Source organism: Pseudomonas alcaligenes, assembly GCF_041729615.1.
In the GTDB taxonomy this organism is placed as follows: Bacteria; Pseudomonadota; Gammaproteobacteria; order Pseudomonadales; family Pseudomonadaceae; genus Aquipseudomonas; species Aquipseudomonas alcaligenes_B.
Window position 1 is genome coordinate 1,326,778 of record NZ_CP154874.1, and the last position, 19,293, is coordinate 1,346,070.

Sequence of the window (19,293 nt, forward strand, 5' to 3'; positions counted from 1 at the left end):
TTCTCGCAAAAAAGGCGACCCAGTTTTCCACAAGCGGGCCCGCCCCGGAAGCGCCACCGCGGAGCTCAGGCGAAGCCCGGCAACACCGCCACCGGCTTCTTGTCCTCGCCGATGGCGACGAAGCTGAACACCCCGCTGATGGCCTTCTCGCGACCACCGCAGTACATCCCCTCGACATACACCTCCACCTCGACCTTGAGGCTGGTGTTGCCGACCCTGATCACCCGGCCGACCAGCTCGACGATGGAGCCGGCGGGGATCGCATGCTTGAAGTCGATGCGATCGCTGGACACGGTCACCAGCGGCAGGCGGCAGAAGCGCGTGGCGGCGATGAAGGACACTTCGTCCATCCAGGCCAGCGCAGTGCCGCCGAACAGGGTGTTGTGGTGGTTGGTCGAGGGCGGGAAAACCGCCTTGGTCACACGGGTTTCCGACAGCTCGATACGGCGCTGGATTTCTTGCTCTCTCGGGGTCATGCCACTACTGCTCTGCTGAAAATGTGGCTGCCTGTGCTGCGCTGTTGTACTTGTCATGGCTCGGCAGGACTGCGGACCCACCGGTCGACGGGCCCAGAAACGAAAAAAGCAGCCCGGAGGCTGCTTTTTTCAAGTCGGAAGACCGTCCGATCAGGACAGTTTTTCCTTGATGCGCGCTGCCTTGCCGGACAGGTCGCGGAGGTAGTACAGCTTGGCCTTGCGCACGTCGCCGCGGCGCTTGACGCTGACGCTGTCGATCAGCGGGGAGTAGGTCTGGAAGGTACGCTCCACGCCCACGCCGTTGGAGATCTTGCGCACGGTGAAGGCGCTGTTCAGGCCACGGTTGCGCTTGCCGATCACCACGCCTTCGAAGGCCTGCAGACGGGAACGGTCGCCTTCCTTCACCTTCACCTGAACAATGATGGTGTCACCCGGGGCGAAAGCCGGGATTTCTTTGTTCATCTGCTCGGCTTCGAGCATCTGGATAATCTTGTTGGTCATGCTGTGCTCCTAAGACAGACGCGGTCTGCCATCGATACCTTAACTATCGTCCCGCTGGCGGATGTATTCCTCCAGCAGCTTCTTCTCTTCTCCAGAAAGCGAGCGGCTATCCAGAAGATCGGCTCGACGTTCCCAGGTCCGCCCGAGGGCTTGCTGCAGACGCCAGCGCCGGATGTGTTCGTGGTTGCCGCTGAGCAGCACGTCCGGAACACGCTTGCCTTCGTACACCTCGGGCCGGGTGTAGTGCGGGCAATCGAGGAGGCCGTCGCTGAACGAGTCCTCCTCGGCGGAATCTGCATGCCCGAGCGCACCCGGGAGCAGCCGCGTAACAGCATCGATCAGCACCATCGCCGGAAGCTCACCGCCGGAGAGGACGTAATCGCCGATCGACCATTCCTCATCGACGTGCGTCTCGATGAAACGCTCGTCGATGCCTTCGTAGCGGCCGGCGATGAGAATCAGCGCCTGCTCGCTAGCCAGTTCACGCACGCCCTGCTGGTTCAGCTGGCGGCCTTGCGGCGACAGGTAGATGACCTTCGCCGCTCCACCGGCATCCACCTTGGCCGCGGCCAGGGCTTTCTCCAGGGGCTCGATCTTCATCACCATCCCCGGACCGCCGCCGAAGGGGCGGTCGTCCACCGTCTGGTGACGGTCGTCGGTGTAGTCACGCAGCTGCCGGCAGTTCAACTGCAGCAGCCCCTGCTTCACCGCACGACTGGTAATGCCGTACTGACTGATGGCGGCGAACATCTCCGGGAAGATGCTGATGACTTCAACGCGCATGGGCCGAGGCTCAGAAATCCGCGTCCCAGTCCACCCGCATCTCGCCGGCGGCCAGGTCGACCTGCTGTACGCACTGCTCGGTATAGGGGAGCAGACGCTCGCGGTCATCCAGGCTGCCCGCGCAGGGCTTGACCACCATCACATCATTGGCGCCGGTTTCCAGCAGATGGTCGATGCGCCCGAGCAGTTGCCCTTGCAGGTCGATCACCTTCAGTCCTTCCAGCTGATGCCAGTAGAACTCGCCGTCCTCGAGGTCGGGCAGCTGCTCGCGGGGCACACAAATGTCGAAACCCGCGTAGGTGCGTGCCACCTCGCGGTCATCGAGCCCCTTGAGCTTGGCTACCAGCACCCGGCCTTGCAGGCGGCCGCTGACCAGCTCCACCTGCTTGACTTCGCCATCGCGCTTGAGCGTCCAGTGCCGATAGTCGAGCAGGTTGTCAATCGGGTCGGTGAAGGAATAGATCTTCACTTCCCCACGCACGCCGTGCACCGAAGTGATCTTGCCGAGAACGACCAGGTCCTCGGCGGTCGGCGTTGCGTTCATATCGCTTAGGCTGCGGCCTTAGCAGCTTCCTTCAGCAGCTGAGCAACGCGCTCAGACGGCTGGGCGCCCTGGCTCAGCCAGTAGGCAGCGCGCTCCTGGTCGACGGACAGCTTCACTTCGGCACCGGTAGCGACCGGATTGAAGAAGCCGATACGCTCGACGAAGCGACCATCGCGCGCATTGCGGCTGTTGGTCACGGTCAGGTGGTAGAAGGGGCGCTTCTTGGAGCCGCCACGAGCAAGACGGATGGTTACCATTGAACTTCGTTCCTGTAATCGGTGCTAACTTGAGGCACACACTTTGAGGGGCCAAGGCCCGAAAGGCCGCATATTCTAAGGATTATCCGGCCGTTTGCAAATCTCTTTTTCCGCCACCCATCGGCGGCGGACATCACAGCTTGGGCAGGCCGCCCGGCATCATGCCGCCCAGGCCACGCATCATCTTGGCCATGCCGCCCTTGCTGGTGAATTTCTTCATCATCTTCTGCATCTGCTTGTGCTGCTTGATCAGCCGGCCGACGTCCTGCACCTGGGTGCCGGAGCCAAGGGCGATGCGGCGCTTGCGCGAACCGCTGATCAGCTCGGGGTCACGGCGCTCGGCCGGAGTCATGGAGTTGATGATCGCCTCCATCTGCTTGAACTGCTTCTCCGCCGCGCCCTGCGCGCCACTCATCTGCGACAGGTTGACCCCACCGATGGACGGCAGCTTGTCCATCAGGCCGCCGAGGCCGCCCATGTTCTTCATCTGCTGCAGCTGGTCACGGAAGTCTTCGAGGTCGAAGCCCTTGCCCTTCTTCAGCTTCTTGCTGAGCTTCTCGGCCTTCTCGCGATCGAGGGTCTGCTCGGCCTGCTCGATCAGGCTGAGCACGTCGCCCATGCCGAGGATGCGCGAGGCGATGCGGTCCGGGTGGAAGGGCTCCAGCGCCTCGCTCTTCTCGCCCATGCCGATGAACTTGATCGGCTTGCCGGTGATCTGGCGCACCGACAGCGCGGCACCGCCACGGGCGTCGCCGTCGACCTTGGTCAGCACCACGCCGGTCAGCGGCAGCGCCTCGCCGAAGGCCTTGGCGGTGTTGGCGGCGTCCTGGCCGGTCATGGCGTCGACCACGAACAGGGTCTCGGCCGGCTTGATCGCGGCGTGCACGGCCTGGATCTCGGCCATCATCTCGGCATCGATGGCCAGGCGACCGGCGGTGTCGACGATCACCACGTCGATGAACTTCAGCCTGGCCTCGGCAATCGCCGCCTGGGCGATAGCCACCGGCTTCTGGCTGATGTCGGAGGGGAAGAAGGTCACGCCGATGTCGCCGGCCAGGGTCTCCAGCTGCTTGATCGCCGCCGGGCGGTAGACGTCCGCGGACACCACCATCACCGACTTCTTCTTGCGTTCCTTGAGGAAGCGCGCCAGCTTGCCGGCGGTGGTGGTCTTACCGGCACCCTGCAGGCCGGCCATCAGCACCACGGCGGGCGGCGCGACGTTCAGGGCGAGGTCCTCGTTGGCCGCGCCCATCAGCTCTTCCAGCTCGGCACGGACGATCTTCACGAAGGCCTGGCCCGGGGTCAGGCTCTTCGACACCTCGGTGCCGACCGCACGCTCCTTGACCTTGTTGACGAAGTCCTTGACCACCGGCAGGGCCACGTCGGCCTCGAGCAGGGCCATGCGCACCTCGCGCAGGGTGTCCTTGATGTTGTCCTCGGTCAGCTTGGCCTTGCCGGTGACATGGCGCAGCGTCTGTGACAGGCGGTCGGTTAGGTTCTCGAACATGCGCGATCCTTTGAACGGGGGCTTGCAGCAGGCCGCGGAGTATAACCAAGAGCAGGTGCCGCCGACACCGCCGGCGGTCTTTCGTGGAACGCTTCTTGTGTGCCACACTCACGGCCTTTCGGGCCCTGCGTTACAAGGATTTATGCACCCTCTGCTGCCCAGCCTCGCCGCCGCCGGTCTGTACGCCGGCGCCACCCTCTACCAGGGATTGCGTCTCGCCCATCGCCAGGTGCCGGACAAGCGCCTGCTGGGCCTGCTCGGCGTGCTCGCCCTGATCGCCCACGCCCTGGCCCTGCACCTGCAGCTGCTGCCGGGCAGCGGCCTCAACCTGGACTTCTTCAACGCCGCCAGCCTGATCGCCTGCGCGGTGATCGCCCTGATCCTGCTGGGCACCACGCGCATCCCGGTGGAGAACCTGTTGCTCCTGCTGTTCCCGCTGGGCGCCCTGACCGCCCTGCTGGCCCAGTTCGCCCCGGTCGGCACCAGCCAGCCGATCGACGAGGAGGCCGGCATCCTTGCCCATATCCTGCTGTCGATCCTGGCCTACGGCCTGCTGACCATCGCCATGTTCCAGGCCCTGCTGCTGTCGCTGCAGGACTATCAGCTCAAGCACAAGCACCCGTCGGGGCTGATCCGCAACTTCCCGCCGCTGCAGACCATGGAGAGCCTGCTGTTCGGCTTCCTCTGGGCCGGCTGGGTGACACTGTCGCTGTCGCTGCTGTCCGGCTGGCTGTTCTTCGAGGACCTGTTCGCCCAGCACCTGGTGCACAAGACCGTGCTGTCGTGCGTGGCCTGGGTGGTTTTCGCCGTGCTGCTGTGGGGCCGCCACCAGCTGGGCTGGCGCGGGCACAAGGCGATTCGCTGGACCCTGGCCGGCTTCTGCCTGCTGATGCTGGCCTACTTCGGCAGCAAGCTGGTCCGCGAATTCATCCTGCACATCTGAGGCGATCCCCGTGGCCGAACTCCACCCTGGCTTCCTGCTGGGCCTGCTCGCCTTCCTGATCATCTGCTCGGCGTTCTTCTCCAGCTCCGAGACCGGCATCATCAGCCTCAACCGCTATCGCCTGCGGCACAAGGCACGCGAGGGACACCGCGGCGCCAAACGCGCCAGCGCCCTGCTGAGCCGCCCGGACCGCCTGCTCGGTACCATTCTGATCGGCAACAACTTCGTCAACATCCTCGCCTCGGCCATCGCCACCGTGCTGGCCATGCAGATCTGGGGCGAGGCCGGCATCGCCATCGCCACCGTGGCGCTGACCATCATCCTGCTGATCTTCGGCGAGATCACGCCCAAGACCCTGGCCGCGCTGCGCCCGGAAGCCATCGCCTACCCCGCCAGCCTGCCGCTGCAGGTGCTGCTCAAGCTGTTCTATCCGCTGGTGGTGGCGCTCAACGCCATCAGCAACCTGCTGCTGCGCCTGTTCGGCATCGACCCCAGCAGCCGCAGCAGTGACAGCCTGACCACCGAGGAACTGCGCAGCGTGGTACGCGAGTCCGCCCACGCCCTGCCGGAGAGCCGGCAGAACATGCTGCTCGGCGTGCTCGACCTGGAAACCGTGTCGGTCAACGACATCATGATCCCGCGCAACGAGATCATCGGCATCGATCTGGAACAGCCGATCGAGCGCATCGTCGAGCTGCTGCAGAACACCCGCCACACCCGCCTGCCGGTGTACCGCCAGGACATCAACCAGATCGAGGGCATGGTGCACATGCGCCAGCTGGCGCGCCGCCTGGCCCATGACCAGATGACCCACGAGCTGCTGCTGCAGGTCTGCCAGCCCGCCTATTTCGTGCCGGAAAACACCCCGCTGGCCACTCAGCTGCTGAATTTCCAGAAGGAAAAGCGCCGCCTCGGCCTGGTGGTCGACGAATACGGCGACATCCAGGGGCTGATCACCCTGGAGGACGTGCTGGAAGAAATCGTCGGCGACCTCAGCGGCCAGGATCAGCAGCAGCACGCCGATATCCAGCCCCAGGACGATGGCAGCCAGATCATCGACGGCAGCGCCAGCATCCGTGAGCTGAACAAGCTGCTCGGCTGGCATCTGCCCAGCGAGGGCCCGAAGACCCTCAACGGCCTGGTCACCGAGGCCCTGGAAAGCATCCCGGACAGCCCGGTGTGCCTGAAGATCGGCCCCTACCGCCTGGAAATCCTCGAATCCGGCGACAACCGGGTGAAGAGCGTGCGCATCTGGCAGGGCCGGCTCAATCGAGCGACGGCCTGAGCCGCTCGGCCAGGCCCTCGCCCCACACCCGGTAACCCAGCGCCGACGGGTGATAGCCGTCGCGCGCCAGGTACTCCTCGGCGAACTCCAGCTCCAGCCGCGCATACTGCGCGCCTTCCTGCGCACTGATGCGGCGCAACTCGGCATCCAGCAAGGCCGCACGCAGCCCCAGCAGACGCCGCAGCAGCCAGGGCAAGGCGCTGAAGTGCTGGATCGGCGGCACGCCAGTGAACACCACCCGCTCCCCGCGCGCACTCAAAGCCCGACTGAGCGCACGCAGCGAGTCTTCCCAGCGCGCCAGCGAACTCAGGTGGGTGGTGTCGTTGACGCCGAACACCAGCAGCACCAGGTCCGCCGGCTCGCTGAGCGCCAGCGGCAACAGGCGCTCGTAGGCCTCGCCCGCGGTGATGCCGTTCTCGCCGCAGGCGCGCCAGGCCACCGGGCGCTGCAGGCGCGTCGCCAGGGCCTGGGCCAGCTGGCCGGCCAGCGCCGCCTCCTGGGCCTCGACGCCGACGCCGGCGACCGTGGATTCGCCGATCAGCAGCAGGCGCAGCGGCGCACCGACCAGCCCCGCGCCCGCCAGGCCGCTCTGCGCCCCGGCGGCGGGCGGCAGGCGCAACGCGGTGCGCCGGGTGTGCAGCGCCAGCGGTAAGGCCAGCGGCAATGAGGCGAGCGCCAGGCCCCACCACAGTCCGGCGCGCAGGCGGCTCACAGCTCGACCTTGACCGCCTCGGACGCGCGCACCGCCTTGGCCCGAGCCGCCTCGATGCTTTCGTCGCGGGCCAGGGTCACGCCCATGCGCCGCTGGCCGTCCACCTCCGGCTTGCCGAACAGACGCAGCGCGGTGTCCGGCTCGGCCAGGGCGGCACCGAGGTTAGCGAAGGCCACCTGCTGCGAGGTGCCTTCCACCAGGATCACCGAGGAGGCCGAGGGGCCGAACTGGCGGATCGCCGGGATCGGCAGGCCGAGAATGGCTCGCGCGTGCAGGGCGAACTCGGAGAGGTCCTGGGAGATCAGGGTGACCAAACCGGTGTCGTGCGGACGTGGCGAGACTTCACTGAACCACACCTGGTCGCCCTTGATGAACAGCTCCACGCCGAACAGGCCACGGCCACCGAGGGCCTCGGTGACGGCGAGGGCCACCCGCTCGGACTCGGCCAAGGCCTTGGCGCTCATCGCCTGCGGCTGCCAGGACTCGTGGTAGTCGCCCTTGACCTGGCGATGGCCGACCGGCGCGCAGAACGAGGTGCCGCCGACGTGGCGCACGGTGAGCAGGGTGATCTCGTAGTCGAAATCGATAAAGCCTTCCACTATCACTCTACCCTTGCCGGCTCGCCCGCCTTCCTGGGCGTAGTCCCAGGCAGAACGCAGATCGGCGTCACTCTTCAGCACGCTCTGGCCCTTGCCGGAGGAGCTCATGATCGGCTTGACCACACAGGGGTAGCCGACCGCTTTCACCGCCTCGACATAGGCCTCGAAGGTGTCGGCGAAGTGATAGGGCGAAGTCGGCAGGCCCAGCTCCTCGGCGGCCAGGCGGCGGATGCCCTCGCGGTTCATGGTCAGCCTGGCGGCGCGGGCGGTGGGCACCACGGTGAAGCCCTCGGCTTCCAGCTCGACCAGGGTGTCGGTGGCGATGGCCTCGATCTCCGGGACTATGTAGTGCGGCTGCTCCGCCTCGATCACCGCGCGCAGGGCGGCGCCGTCGAGCATGCTGAGCACATGGCTGCGGTGCGCCACCTGCATGGCCGGGGCATTGGCGTAGCGGTCGACGGCGATCACTTCGCAGCCCAGGCGCTGCAGCTCGATCACCACTTCCTTGCCCAACTCGCCGGAGCCACAGAGCAGGACGCGGGTCGCGGTGGGCGACAAGGGGGTGCCGATACGGGGCATGCGGATGTCCTCGGAAAATAGAGAAAGGGAATTCAGGGGCGCGCGGGCTGCTGCAGGAACTGGCCAGCGGCGCGGGTACGCTCGGCGCAGCGCTGCAGCACCTCGCGCCGCTCGTCGTTGCTCATGCGCCCCCACAGGGTGATCTCGGCCGCCGTGCGCTGGCAGCCGATGCAGATGTCCTGCTCGTCCAGCGCGCAGACGCTGACGCAGGGCGACTTGACCGGGCGCTCGTCGCTCACGCTTCGTCCTCGGCCAGGTCGCGGGCGTAGCGCTGGGCGTTGTGCACGTAGTGGGCGGCGCTGCCTTCGAGCATCTTCTTCTGCTGCTCGGTGAGCTCGCGCACCACCTTGCCCGGGCTGCCCATCACCAGGCTGCCGTCGGGGATCACCTTGCCCTCGGGGATCAGGCTGTTGGCGCCGATGATGCAGTACTTGCCGATCCGGGCGCCGTTGAGGATCACCGCGTTGATGCCGATCAGGCTGTAATCGTCCACCGTGCAGCCGTGCATCATCACGTTGTGGCCGACGGTGACACCCTTGCCGAGGGTCAGCGGGAAGCCCATGTCGGTGTGCATCACGCTGCCGTCCTGCACGTTGCTGTTCTCGCCGATGTGGATCAGCTCGTTGTCGCCGCGCAACACGGCGCCGAACCAGACGCTGGCGCCCTTGTCCAGGCGCACCTTGCCGATCACCGCGGCAGTCGGCGCGATCCAGCTCTCGGGATGGGCCTCGACGCGTGCGTCACCCAGGCGGTACTTCATGGCGAATCCTCTCAGACCTTGATGACCCGGACCGACGGCTGCGGCGGCTGCGTCAGGTCGATGCCGGCGCCGAAGGCGACATTGACCAGTTCGACGATCATCACCGCCGTCAGGCCCCAGATCTTGTAGTTGTCGTAGTGATAGCAGGGCACATACCAGCTGCGCCCCTCGTAGTCGATGCGGTGGGTGACCTCGCGCGGGGTCTCCAGGAAGAAGCGCAGCGGCACCGAGAACACCGAGGCGATCTCGTCGTCGTTGGCGCGGTACTCGACATAGTCCGGCACCACCCCGACATAGGGCGTGACATGGATGCCGAAGCGCGACACCAGCGGGCTGAGCGGGCCGACGATCTCCACCAGGCCGGGCGGCAGGCCCACCTCCTCCTCCGCCTCGCGCAGGGCGGTGAAGGCCAGGTCGGGGTCGGTGGCATCACGGCGGCCGCCGGGGAAGGCCACCTCGCCACCGTGGGTGGACAGGCCGCTGGCGCGCAGGGTCAGCACCAGCTCCGGGTCGTCGCTGCGGGTCAGCGGCACCAGCACGGCCGCCTGCGGGTGCTGCCGGTCGGTCTCCAGGATGCGTGGACTGTGGCCGCGCACGCGCTGCAGGAGCTCGTCGAGCATGATGATTCTCGGTTCTTCAGGGTTCTTTTCTTCTGCCCGGCATCATGGCACGAAGGCGCGGCCCGCCCAATACCCACCCTGCATCGACCGGCTTGCCGAGCTCGCCCTGCGGCGCCAACATGGGCAACGAATCAGGAGAGAGCGGCATGAAATTCTGCAGCCAGTGCGGTGGTCCGGTGGAGCAGCGCATTCCCCAGGGCGACAATCGCCTGCGCTTCGTCTGCCCGCAGTGCCAGACCGTCCACTACCAGAACCCGCGCATCGTCGCTGGCTGCCTGCCGGTGTGGGGCGAGCAGGTGCTGCTGTGCCGCCGCGCCATCGAGCCACGGCGTGGCTTCTGGACGCTGCCGGCCGGCTTCATGGAGAACGGCGAGACCATGGCCGAGGCGGCCATGCGCGAGACCGACGAGGAAGCCTGCGCACGGGTGCGCGACCTGCACCTCTACACCCTGTTCGACCTGCCGCACATCAGCCAGCTCTATGTGTTCTTCCGCGCCGAACTGATCGACCTGGACTTCCGCGCCGGCGAGGAGAGCCTCGACGTGCAACTGTTCCACGAGCACGAGATCCCCTGGCAGGAACTGGCCTTCCCCACCGTCGGGCGCACCCTCAGGTGCTACTTCGCCGACCGCCGCGAGCAGCGCTATCCGATCCGCAACGAGGGCATCGCGCCACTGCGCCCACACAGCCGATGAGGTCTATAGTCTTCCTGCACCCTTGACCGGCCAGCAGGAGGAACCATGGATACCAGCGAACACAGTCTCAGCGGCCTGTTCAAGCAGCTCGGCCTGCCAGCCGGCAGGGCCGAGATCGAAGCTTTCCTGCGCGAGCACCGCCTGGCCGAGGGCCAGGCTCTGCCCAGGGCCCCCTTCTGGAACAGGGCCCAGGCGCAGTTTCTCAGCGAAGCGCTGGAGGAGGATTCGGACTGGGCGGAGCTGGCCGACGAACTGGCGCTGCTGCTATCGCCGTGAGGCGCAGTTCGAGCAGGCTGGCGGCCAGCGCCGGATCGTCGGCATCGGTAACCATCAGCAGGCTGCCATCGGCCGCCAGGGCGATCCCCTCGACCTTCCAGTGCCCCTCCAGCTCGGCCAGACGCTGCAGTCGACCATCGGCCTCCACCAGGCCGATCAGCGAACCCAGGCAGGCACCGTCGTTGTAACTGTCGGAGGTATTCTCTGCCGCCGCACTGAACAGCCAGCGCCCCTCGCCCAGCGCCGCGCCGTCGGTGAATCCCAGCGCCACGCCGCTCAGCTCGCCGAGGTCGAGCGCCTGGATGCCCGGCGGCTGCGGCAGCGGCCCCATGCCCAGCAGCCAGTCGCGCAACGGCGCCCAGGCGTAGCGCAGCGCCGCATTCGGCGAGCCGCCCTGGTTACCGCGCTGCAGCAGGAGGAATTCCTCGCCGAGGAGGAAGCCGCCCTCGATGTTCAGATCGGCGAAATGCTGGCGCAGCGGCAGGTACAGGGGGGCCAGGTCGATCTGTCGTGGCCGCGCGCCCTCCTCCAAGCCCAGCAGCACACCACGCTGGCGCCGCGGGGTCGAACCCGAGCCCAGCGCCAGCAGCGCGCCCTGCGCATGGCCGGGCATGGCCGGCAGCAGGGCCAGGGTCTCCAGGTCCGGCTTGGCCGCCTTGCGCGCAGCCTGGTCCAGCGGCAGCTCGCCATCGAACAGAGGCAGCAGGCGGCCGTGCCCGCTGTCGACGCCGAACACCCCCAGCTGCAGCTCATCGTCGGCCACCACGTAGAGGCGCTCGGCGACCCGCACCAGGGCACTGGCGGCGCTGAGGTGGGCGCGACCGTGCGGATGCTCGGCGGGCGCCAGGGTCAGCTCACGCAGCAGCTTGGGTTGCGACATACAGGCCTCCTGGGGAGTAGAAATAAGCCCGCGCGGCGCTCCGTCCGGCTGGCGAGGATTGAACATACCCCTCGGCATAGGCAGACTCTCGCGCTATAACAACCTGAAGTATCAGGGCCAACACAGAAACACCTCGGAACATCGCAATGCGCTGGCTGCTCGCCCTATTCTGCTGCACCCTCATCGGCCTCGCCCAGGCCTCGACCGCGCCGACGCTCCGCGGCAAGGCCGTGGACAAGGTGCTGGTGGTCAAATCCGAGCGCAAGCTGCACCTGATGGGGCGCGGCGAGGTCCTCAAGTCCTACCGCATCTCCCTCGGCAAGCAGCCCACCGGCGCCAAGGTGCGTGAAGGCGACCTGCGCACTCCGGAAGGTTTCTACTGGATCGACTGGCGCAAGACCAGCGAGAAATTCAACCTGTCCATGCACATCTCCTACCCCAACGCCCGCGATGCTGCCAACGCGCGCAAGCAGGGCGTGCCCGCCGGCGGCATGATCATGATCCACGGCACCCCGCTGGACGATGAGTATCCCGAGTGGTTCTTCAGCACCCTGGACTGGACCGAAGGCTGCATCGCCATGCGCAACGCCGACATGCGCGAGGTGTGGAACCTGGTGCAGGACGGCACGCTGATCGAGATCCGCCCCTGACGATTTGCTGCGCGGCGATCAGCCGTGGTTGGAAAAGGCCCGGAAAGTGCCTTGCCACTGAACGCCCGTAGGGCCAAGCGCAGCGGGTCCGCTCATCTACTCTGTGTAAACTCCGCGCCTTCGGCCCTTAACGCCTGGCCCGGCTCTAGCTCGCAAGATCCTAGACAGCCCCTGAATCCCGTTTGAACGAGGCGCCGCAAGGCGCCTTTATCATTTCCGCTGTGCAAAATTTGCTCAGCGTTAATTTGCGCGATAAATTGTTGTGCAGATACCGAGCAGAGGTCCCCGTCATGAAACAGCCGCAATCCTGTGCTGCCCTGCAGCTGGACAACCAGCTGTGCTTCGCCCTGCACTCCACCTCCCTGCTGATGACCAAGGCCTACAAGCCCATGCTGCAGGGCATCGGCCTGACCTACCCGCAGTACCTGGCCATGCTGGTGTTATGGGAAGGCGACGGCATCACCGTGGGCGAGATCAGCGCGCGCCTGCTCACCGATCCCGGCTCCCTTACCCCCCTGCTCAAGCGCCTGGAAGCCGAAGGTCTGATCACCCGCACCCGCAGCAGCGCCGACGAGCGCGTGGTGGAGCTGCGTCTGACCGACAAGGGCCGCAACCTGCAGCAGGAGGCCGAGCGCTTCCCCGCCTGCATACTCGAAGCCAGCGGCATGACCCTGGAGCAGATCGGCGCCCTCAAGGAGCAGATAGTCGCCCTGCGCGACCAGCTGCAGAAGTCCGCCTGACCCCCGCCGCCGCCCGCCGCGGGCGGCACGCCGCCTCGCTTATACCCAAATCGCCGCAGCTCTAGGCTGAATTCATCTAAAAATTATCTTGCGCGCAAAAATAAATCGCACTAGATTCTGCATCACGCACTTACTTAGCGCGCAAAACTTTAGACAGCAAATCAAACGGAGACATCGCCATGCAAACCATCAAAGCCCTCTACACCGCCACCGCCACCGCCACCGGGGGCCGCGACGGCCGCGCCGTTTCTTCCGACGGCTTCCTCGACGTCAAGCTGACCACTCCGCGCGAACTGGGCGGCGCCGGCGGCGAAGCCACCAACCCCGAGCAGCTGTTCGCCGCCGGCTACTCCGCCTGCTTCATCGGCGCCCTGAAGTTCGTCGCCAGCCAGAAGAAGCAGGCCTTCCCGGCCGACGCCTCGATCACCGGCAAGGTCGGCATCGGCCAGATCCCCGGCGGCTTCGGCCTGGAAGTGGAGCTGAACATCAGCCTGCCGGGCATCGACCGCGCCGTCGCCGAAGAGCTGGTCGCCGCCGCTCACCAGGTCTGCCCTTACTCCAACGCCACCCGCGGCAACATCGACGTGCGCCTGAACGTCGCCGTCTGAACCGAACCGGGCGGGCCTGCACGGCAGTGCCCGCCGCGATAACCCAAGCTACGAGGAACAGAATCATGAAAAACGTCAGCAAACTGCTTTCCGGCGCTGTTCTCGCAGCCGCCATCGGTAACGCCTTCGCCGCCGGCAGCCCCGGCGTGGAACACAACACCCAGGCCTTCCTCCAGGCCCTGGAAGCCGGCGGCGGCCAGCCGCTGGAAACCCTCAGCCCGCAGGATGCCCGCGCCGTGCTGGTCGGCGCCCAGGCCTCGGTCAAGGTCGATTTGTCCGGCGTGACCGTCAGCGAGAAGACCATCGAAGCTTCCGGCCAGTCGATCCCGCTGACCATCGTCCGCCCCGAAGGTGCGAAGGGCGAGCTGCCGGTGTTCATGTTCTTCCACGGCGGCGGCTGGGTGCTCGGCGACTACCCGACCCACGCCCGCCTGATCCGCGACCTGGTGGTGAACTCCGGCGCCGTGGCCGTCTACGTCGGCTACACGCCGTCGCCGGAAGCCAAGTATCCGACCGCCATCGACCAGGCCTTCGCCGCCACCCAGTGGGTCGGCGAGCACGGCAAGGACATCAATGTGGACAGCTCGCGCCTGGCCGTGGCTGGCAACAGTGTCGGCGGCAATATGGCCGCAGTGGTCGCGCTCAAGGCGAAAGAAGCCGGCACGCCGAAACTGCGCTTCCAGCTGCTGCTGTGGCCGGTGACCGACGCCAGCTTCGATAACGCCTCGTACAACCAGTTCGCCGAGGGCCACTTCCTCACCCGCAATATGATGAAGTGGTTCTGGGACAGCTACACCACCGATCCCAAGCAACGCGCCGAACGCTTCGCCTCGCCGCTGCGGGCCACCAGCGAGCAGCTCAAGGGCCTGCCGCCGACCCTGATCCAGACCGCCGAGTTCGACGTGCTGCGGGACGAGGGCGAGTCCTACGCACGCAAGCTGGATGCCGCCGGCGTCACCGTCACCGCGGTGCGCTACAACGGCATGATCCACGACTACGGCCTGCTCAACCCGCTGGCGCACATCCCGGCCGTGCAGGCCGCCCTGCGCCAGGCCGGCGCCGAGCTCAAGCAGCACCTGCAGTAAGCGTCAGGCGCAAACGAAGAAGCCCCGGCATGCCGGGGCTTCTTTTATTGGGGACTATCAGAATTGCAGGTCGGACAGCCGCCACACATCGAAGGCCGGCGTCTCGTAGGGATGGGCTTTCTTCATCGCCTTGACCACGTCGTGGATCAGCTCGTCGGCCACCACCAGCTCGACCTTCCACTCCGCCACCTCTTCCACCCGCCCAGGCTGGCCGATGAAGGGTTCGCTGCCCTGCAAGGGTCGGAACTGGCCCTTGCCCAGTACCTGCCAGCAGCAGCTGTCGTACTGACCGATGCGCCCGGCCCCGGCGGCGAAGACCGCGGTCTTCACCTCCTCGAGATGGCCTTCCGGCACGTAGAAACAGAATTTGTACATCCAGCCCCTCCCAGCATCGACGAATACAGCGACCTGAGCCGCTCTGCCACAGCGATAATGGCATTCTGCCTTATCGATGGCGCGTGGCCTAGTTCGCAACTCTGCATTGGAGTGCGTCGCCGGCAAATCGTCCATTGGCTCAATAGAGCCTTTGTGCATAAGCCGAAGCGAGTTAATCACCCTTCGCGAAACGTCGCCAGCGCGCCGCCAGACCCTCGGTTGGCGGGCTGTGACTGCCGTCGCAATAGGGCAGGCGCCGCGACAGCCCGCAGCGGCACAGCAGGAGCAACTGTTGGCGCACGGGCTCGAGGCACAGGGCCTGGGCGCAACCGGGAGGGCAGTCGGGAAGCACGGGCGAGCGCCCGCAGCGGCACAGCAGATGGGTCTCGCCAGGGTTGACCTGGCGGACTTCGGGAAGCTTGGGATCTTGCGGGTCTGACACACCCTCTCCCGCCCTGTCGGGCACCCTCCCCCATGGCTGGGAGAGGGGCAACGGCCGGTGTTAGTCGACCCAGACGCGCGCGTTGCGGAACATGCGCATCCAGCCGCCGTCTTCCTGCCACTCGTCCGGGCGCCAGGAGTTCTGCACGGCGCGGAATACCCGCTCCGGGTGCGGCATCATGATGGTCACGCGGCCGTCGCGGCTGCACAGACCAGTGATGCCACGCGGCGAGCCGTTGGGGTTGGCCGGGTAGTTCTCGGTGACCTTGCCGTGGTTGTCGATGAAGCGCAGCGCCACGGTGCCGGACAGATCGGCCTCCAGCAGCGCCTCCTCGCTCTCGAACTCGGCATGGCCTTCGCCATGGGCGATGGCGATCGGCATGCGCGAACCGGCCATGCCCTGTAGGAAGATCGACGCCGACTCCTGCACCTGGACCATGGCCACGCGCGCCTCGAACTGCTCCGAGCGGTTGCGCACGAAGTGCGGCCAGAACTCGGTACCGGGAATCAGCTCGTGCAGGTTGCTCATCATCTGGCAGCCGTTGCACACGCCGAGGGCGAAGCTGTCCTTGCGCTCGAAGAAGGCCTGGAAGCCGTCACGGGCGCGGGCGTTGAACAGGATCGACTTGGCCCAGCCCTCGCCGGCGCCGAGCACGTCGCCGTAGGAGAAGCCGCCGCAGGCCACCAGGCCCTTGAACTCGTCCAGGCTGACGCGGCCGGCAAGGATGTCGCTCATATGCACGTCAATTGCGGAGAACCCTGCGCGGTCGAAGGCCGCGGCCATCTCCACCTGGCCGTTGACGCCCTGCTCGCGGAGGATCGCCACCTGCGGACGCACACCCTTCTTGATGTAGGGCGCGGCGATATCCTGGTTGACGTCGAAGCTCAGCTTGGTCGACAGGCCCGGATTGTCCTCGTCGAGGATAAGGTCGAATTCCTGGTCGGCGCACTCGGCGTTGTCGCGCAGGCGCTGGATCTGGTAGCTGGTCTCGGCCCACTGGCGCTGCAGCAGGCTGCGCTGGGCACCGAACACCGGCTCGCCGTTGAAACTGATGGCCACGTCGCTGCCGTTGACCGGCTGGCCGATCACCGCCACGCAGTCACCGAGGCCGGCGGCACTGAACTGGGCGAGGATTTCCGGGGTGGCGTCCTGGCGCACCTGGATCACCGCGCCCAGCTCCTCGTTGAACAGCACGGCCGGCAGCTCGCTGGCGGAATCGGCCAGGGCATCGAGGAACAGGTTGAGGCCGCAGTGGCCGGCGAAGGCCATTTCCAGGGTGGTGGTCAGCAGGCCGCCGTCGGAACGGTCGTGGTAGGCCAAGATGTGGCCATCGGCGTTGAGGCCCTGGATCACCGCGAAGAAAGCCTTGAGGTCCTCGGCGTCGTCGACGTCCGGCACGGCCTGGCCGAGCTGGGTGAAGGTCTGCGCCAGGATCGATCCACCCATGCGGTTCTGCCCGCGGCCGAGGTCGATCAGGATCAGGTCGGTCTCGCCCTTGTCCAGGCGCAGCTGCGGGGTCAGGCTCTGGCGCACGTCCTGCACCGGGGCGAAGCCGGAGATCACCAGCGACAGCGGCGAGGTGACGCTCTTGTCCTGGCCGTTGTCCTGCCAGCGGGTCTTCATGGACATGGAGTCCTTGCCCACCGGGATGGTGATGCCCAGCGCCGGGCACAGCTCCATGCCCACCGCCTTGACGGTGTCGTACAGGCGGGCGTCCTCGCCCGGGTGGCCGGCGGCCGCCATCCAGTTGGCCGACAGCTTGATGTCGGAGAGTTTCTCGATGCGCGCAGCGGCCAGGTTGGTGATGGTCTCGCCGACCGCCATGCGGCCCGACGCAGGCGCATCCAGCAGGGCCAGCGGGGTGCGCTCGCCCATGGCCATGGCCTCGCCGGTATAGACGTCGAAGCTGGTGGCGGTCACCGCGCAGTCGGCCACCGGCACCTGCCAGGGGCCGACCATCTGGTCGCGGTTGACCAGGCCGGTGATGGTGCGGTCGCCGATGGTGATCAGGAAGCTCTTGCTGGCCACGGCCGGGTGGCGCAGCACGCGGCTCACCGCCTCGTCGATGCTCACGGTGGCGGCATCGAAGTCATCGCCCTGCTCCGCCTCGCGCTGCACACTGCGGTGCATGCGCGGCGGCTTGCCGAGCAGCACATTGAGCGGCATGTCCACCGGCTTGTTGCCGAAGTGGCTGTCGGTGACGGTCAGGTGCGGCTCGGCGATGGCCTCGCCGACCACGGCGAAGGGGCAGCGCTCGCGCTCGCAGATGGCCTTGAAGCGCTCGAAGTCGGCGGCGTCCACGCTCATCACGTAGCGCTCCTGCGACTCGTTGCACCAGATTTCCAGCGGCGCCATGCCCGGCTCGTCGTTGGGCACCGCGCGCAGCTCGAAGCGACCGCCACGACCGCCGTCGTTGATCAGCTCCGGCAGGGCGTTGGAGATGCCGCCGGCGCCGACGTCGTGGATGAACTTGATCGGGTTGTCGGCGCCCAGCTGCCAGCAGCGGTCGATGACTTCCTGGCAGCGCCGCTCCATTTCCGGGTTGTCGCGCTGCACCGAGGCGAAGTCCAGGTCGGCGGAGCTGGCGCCGGTGGCCATCGACGAGGCGGCGCCGCCGCCCAGGCCGATCAGCATGGCCGGGCCGCCGAGCACGATCAGCTTGGCGCCGACCGAGATCTCGCCCTTCTGCACATGGTCTGCACGGATGTTGCCGAGGCCGCCGGCCAGCATGATCGGCTTGTGGTAGCCGCGTACTTCCTCGCCGCGCGGGCTCTGCACGGCCTGCTCGAAGGTGCGGAAGTAGCCGTTCAGCGCCGGGCGGCCGAATTCGTTGTTGAACGCGGCGCCGCCCAGCGGGCCCTCGATCATGATGTCCAGCGCGGTGACGATGCGCTCGGGCTTGCCGTAGGGCTTCTCCCAGGGCTGCACGAAGCCGGGGATGTTCAGGTTGGACACGGTGAAGCCGGTCAGGCCGGCCTTGGGCTTGGCGCCGCGACCGGTGGCGCCTTCGTCGCGGATCTCACCGCCGGAGCCGGTGGAGGCGCCGGGGAAGGGGGCGATGGCGGTCGGGTGGTTGTGGGTTTCCACCTTCATCAGGATGTGCACCGGCTCCTGGGTAGCGCCGTACTCGCGGGTGGCCGGGTTGGGGAAGAAGCGCCCGGCGGTGAAGCCCTCGATCACCGAGGCGTTGTCCTTGTAGGCGGACAGCACGCCCTCGCGGTGCATCTCGTAGGTGTTCTTGATCATGCCGAACAGCGACTTGTCCTGGCTCTGGCCATCGATGTCCCAGCTGGCATTGAAGATCTTGTGACGGCAGTGCTCGGAGTTGGCCTGGGCGAACATCATCAGCTCGACGTCGTGCGGGTTGCGGCCCAGCTCGACGAAGCTCTTCACCAGGTAGTCGATCTCGTCCTCGGCCAGGGCCAGGCCCAGCTCGACGTTGGCCTGCTCCAGGGCGGCGCGGCCGCCGCCGAGCACGTCCACCGCGGTCAGCGGCTTGGGCTCGGCATGGCTGAACAGGCCGGCGGCCTCTTCCAGGGCGCCCAGCACAAGCTGGGTCATGCGGTCGTGCAGCACGGCGGCGACGGTCTGGCGGTCGGCGTCGCTCAGCTCGCCGCTGACGTAGTAGGCGATGCCGCGCTCCAGGCGCTCGATCTTGGCCAGGCCGCAGTTGCGGGCGATGTCGGTGGCCTTGCTCGACCAGGGCGAGATGGTGCCGAAGCGCGGAATGACCAGGAACAGCTGGCCGGCGGGCTCCTGCACCGGCACGCTCGGACCGTACTTCAGCAGCCGGGCCAGCACCTGCTCTTCGGAGGCATCGAGCACGCCGGTCACTTCGGCGAAGTGCGCGAACTCGGCGTACAGCCCGGTCACGGCGGGGACCTTGGCGGTCAGTTGCGAAAGCAGTTTGCCGTGGCGGAAGGCGGAAAGAGCGGGCGCGCCGCGCAGGATCAACATCGTGAACAGCCTCTGGGAA

The 19,293-nt window shown here is 66.8% G+C and carries 23 protein-coding genes; 8 read left to right on the forward strand and 15 right to left on the reverse strand.

Features of this window, described 5'->3' with window-relative positions; translation table 11 throughout:
- Window positions 1-65: 65 nt before the first annotated feature.
- From AAG092_RS06430 to ffh, 6 genes are all read right to left on the reverse strand, one after another.
- Window positions 66-476, reverse strand: a complete 411-nt coding sequence (locus AAG092_RS06430) for an acyl-CoA thioesterase (protein WP_373389035.1) — start codon at window positions 474-476, stop codon at window positions 66-68.
- A 150-nt stretch (window positions 477-626) separates the two neighbouring features.
- Complete coding sequence (gene rplS, locus AAG092_RS06435; protein ID WP_043308640.1) at window positions 627-977, reverse strand: 50S ribosomal protein L19; 351 nt, start codon at window positions 975-977, stop codon at window positions 627-629.
- 39 nt (window positions 978-1,016) lie between these two features.
- Window positions 1,017-1,760, reverse strand: coding sequence for a tRNA (guanosine(37)-N1)-methyltransferase TrmD (trmD, locus tag AAG092_RS06440; protein ID WP_110681009.1), 744 nt, complete (start codon window positions 1,758-1,760; stop codon window positions 1,017-1,019).
- 10 nt (window positions 1,761-1,770) lie between these two features.
- Window positions 1,771-2,304 (reverse strand): ribosome maturation factor RimM, encoded by a 534-nt coding sequence (gene rimM / locus AAG092_RS06445; protein WP_373389036.1) that lies wholly within the window; start codon window positions 2,302-2,304, stop codon window positions 1,771-1,773.
- 5 nt (window positions 2,305-2,309) lie between these two features.
- Window positions 2,310-2,561, reverse strand: coding sequence for a 30S ribosomal protein S16 (rpsP, locus tag AAG092_RS06450; protein ID WP_110681007.1), 252 nt, complete (start codon window positions 2,559-2,561; stop codon window positions 2,310-2,312).
- Window positions 2,562-2,694: 133 nt separating this feature from the next.
- Window positions 2,695-4,068 (reverse strand): signal recognition particle protein, encoded by a 1,374-nt coding sequence (ffh, locus tag AAG092_RS06455; protein ID WP_373389037.1) that lies wholly within the window; start codon window positions 4,066-4,068, stop codon window positions 2,695-2,697.
- A gap of 142 nt (window positions 4,069-4,210) precedes the next feature.
- Here ffh and AAG092_RS06460 point away from each other — a divergent pair, with 142 nt between their 5' ends.
- Entirely contained in the window at window positions 4,211-5,011 is an 801-nt protein-coding gene (locus AAG092_RS06460; RefSeq protein ID WP_373389038.1) for an inner membrane protein YpjD, read from the forward strand.
- A gap of 10 nt (window positions 5,012-5,021) precedes the next feature.
- Window positions 5,022-6,296, forward strand: coding sequence for an HlyC/CorC family transporter (locus AAG092_RS06465; protein ID WP_373389039.1), 1,275 nt, complete (start codon window positions 5,022-5,024; stop codon window positions 6,294-6,296).
- Here AAG092_RS06465 and AAG092_RS06470 read toward each other — a convergent pair.
- Genes AAG092_RS06470 through AAG092_RS06490 form a run of 5 tightly spaced genes read right to left on the reverse strand, consistent with a single transcriptional unit; the run spans window position 6,277 to window position 9,566 of the window.
- Window positions 6,277-7,008, reverse strand: coding sequence for an SGNH/GDSL hydrolase family protein (locus AAG092_RS06470; protein WP_373389040.1), 732 nt, complete (start codon window positions 7,006-7,008; stop codon window positions 6,277-6,279). The two genes, AAG092_RS06465 and AAG092_RS06470, sit on opposite strands and share 20 nt — an antisense overlap.
- The gene (purT, locus tag AAG092_RS06475; protein ID WP_373389041.1) at window positions 7,005-8,186 is read right to left on the reverse strand and encodes a formate-dependent phosphoribosylglycinamide formyltransferase; all 1,182 of its coding nucleotides are present in this window, start codon (window positions 8,184-8,186) and stop codon (window positions 7,005-7,007) included. The genes AAG092_RS06470 and purT overlap by 4 nt, the downstream gene beginning before the upstream one ends.
- A gap of 32 nt (window positions 8,187-8,218) precedes the next feature.
- Window positions 8,219-8,425 (reverse strand): DUF1289 domain-containing protein, encoded by a 207-nt coding sequence (locus tag AAG092_RS06480; protein ID WP_373389042.1) that lies wholly within the window; start codon window positions 8,423-8,425, stop codon window positions 8,219-8,221.
- A complete protein-coding gene (locus AAG092_RS06485; protein ID WP_373389043.1) occupies window positions 8,422-8,946 on the reverse strand; it encodes a gamma carbonic anhydrase family protein in 525 nt (174 codons plus the stop codon). Before AAG092_RS06485 ends, AAG092_RS06480 begins: the two co-directional genes overlap by 4 nt.
- 11 nt (window positions 8,947-8,957) lie before the next feature.
- Window positions 8,958-9,566, reverse strand: a complete 609-nt coding sequence (locus AAG092_RS06490) for a CoA pyrophosphatase (RefSeq protein ID WP_373389044.1) — start codon at window positions 9,564-9,566, stop codon at window positions 8,958-8,960.
- A 146-nt stretch (window positions 9,567-9,712) separates the two neighbouring features.
- Between AAG092_RS06490 and AAG092_RS06495 the strand changes: the two genes are divergently transcribed.
- Entirely contained in the window at window positions 9,713-10,261 is a 549-nt protein-coding gene (locus AAG092_RS06495; protein WP_373389045.1) for an NUDIX hydrolase, read from the forward strand.
- A gap of 45 nt (window positions 10,262-10,306) precedes the next feature.
- On the forward strand, window positions 10,307-10,537 hold the full coding sequence (locus tag AAG092_RS06500; RefSeq protein ID WP_373389046.1) for a DUF2789 family protein: 231 nt from the start codon (window positions 10,307-10,309) through the stop codon (window positions 10,535-10,537).
- Here the strand turns inward: AAG092_RS06500 and AAG092_RS06505 are convergent.
- Window positions 10,464-11,417, reverse strand: coding sequence for a hypothetical protein (locus tag AAG092_RS06505; RefSeq protein WP_373389047.1), 954 nt, complete (start codon window positions 11,415-11,417; stop codon window positions 10,464-10,466). The two genes, AAG092_RS06500 and AAG092_RS06505, sit on opposite strands and share 74 nt — an antisense overlap.
- 146 nt (window positions 11,418-11,563) lie before the next feature.
- Between AAG092_RS06505 and AAG092_RS06510 the strand changes: the two genes are divergently transcribed.
- From AAG092_RS06510 to AAG092_RS06525, 4 genes are all read left to right on the forward strand, one after another.
- Entirely contained in the window at window positions 11,564-12,067 is a 504-nt protein-coding gene (locus AAG092_RS06510; protein ID WP_373389048.1) for a murein L,D-transpeptidase family protein, read from the forward strand.
- Window positions 12,068-12,357: 290 nt separating this feature from the next.
- Complete coding sequence (locus AAG092_RS06515; RefSeq protein ID WP_373389049.1) at window positions 12,358-12,807, forward strand: MarR family winged helix-turn-helix transcriptional regulator; 450 nt, start codon at window positions 12,358-12,360, stop codon at window positions 12,805-12,807.
- 179 nt (window positions 12,808-12,986) lie between these two features.
- The gene (locus AAG092_RS06520) at window positions 12,987-13,415 is read left to right on the forward strand and encodes an organic hydroperoxide resistance protein (protein ID WP_110680995.1); all 429 of its coding nucleotides are present in this window, start codon (window positions 12,987-12,989) and stop codon (window positions 13,413-13,415) included.
- Window positions 13,416-13,480: 65 nt separating this feature from the next.
- Window positions 13,481-14,500: an alpha/beta hydrolase gene (locus AAG092_RS06525; protein ID WP_373389050.1), complete on the forward strand. Its 1,020-nt coding sequence runs from the start codon at window positions 13,481-13,483 to the stop codon at window positions 14,498-14,500.
- 57 nt (window positions 14,501-14,557) lie between these two features.
- On the opposite strand, the gene AAG092_RS06530 is transcribed toward AAG092_RS06525, so the two are convergent.
- The 3 genes from AAG092_RS06530 to purL form a co-directional block, all read right to left on the reverse strand.
- Window positions 14,558-14,875, reverse strand: coding sequence for an NGG1p interacting factor NIF3 (locus tag AAG092_RS06530; protein ID WP_373389051.1), 318 nt, complete (start codon window positions 14,873-14,875; stop codon window positions 14,558-14,560).
- A gap of 172 nt (window positions 14,876-15,047) precedes the next feature.
- Window positions 15,048-15,341 carry a CDGSH iron-sulfur domain-containing protein gene (locus AAG092_RS06535; protein ID WP_373389052.1) on the reverse strand — a complete coding sequence of 98 codons (294 nt, stop codon included), beginning with the start codon at window positions 15,339-15,341 and terminating at the stop codon, window positions 15,048-15,050.
- A 36-nt stretch (window positions 15,342-15,377) separates the two neighbouring features.
- Window positions 15,378-19,274: a phosphoribosylformylglycinamidine synthase gene (gene purL, locus AAG092_RS06540; RefSeq protein WP_373389053.1), complete on the reverse strand. Its 3,897-nt coding sequence runs from the start codon at window positions 19,272-19,274 to the stop codon at window positions 15,378-15,380.
- Window positions 19,275-19,293: the final 19 nt, after the last annotated feature.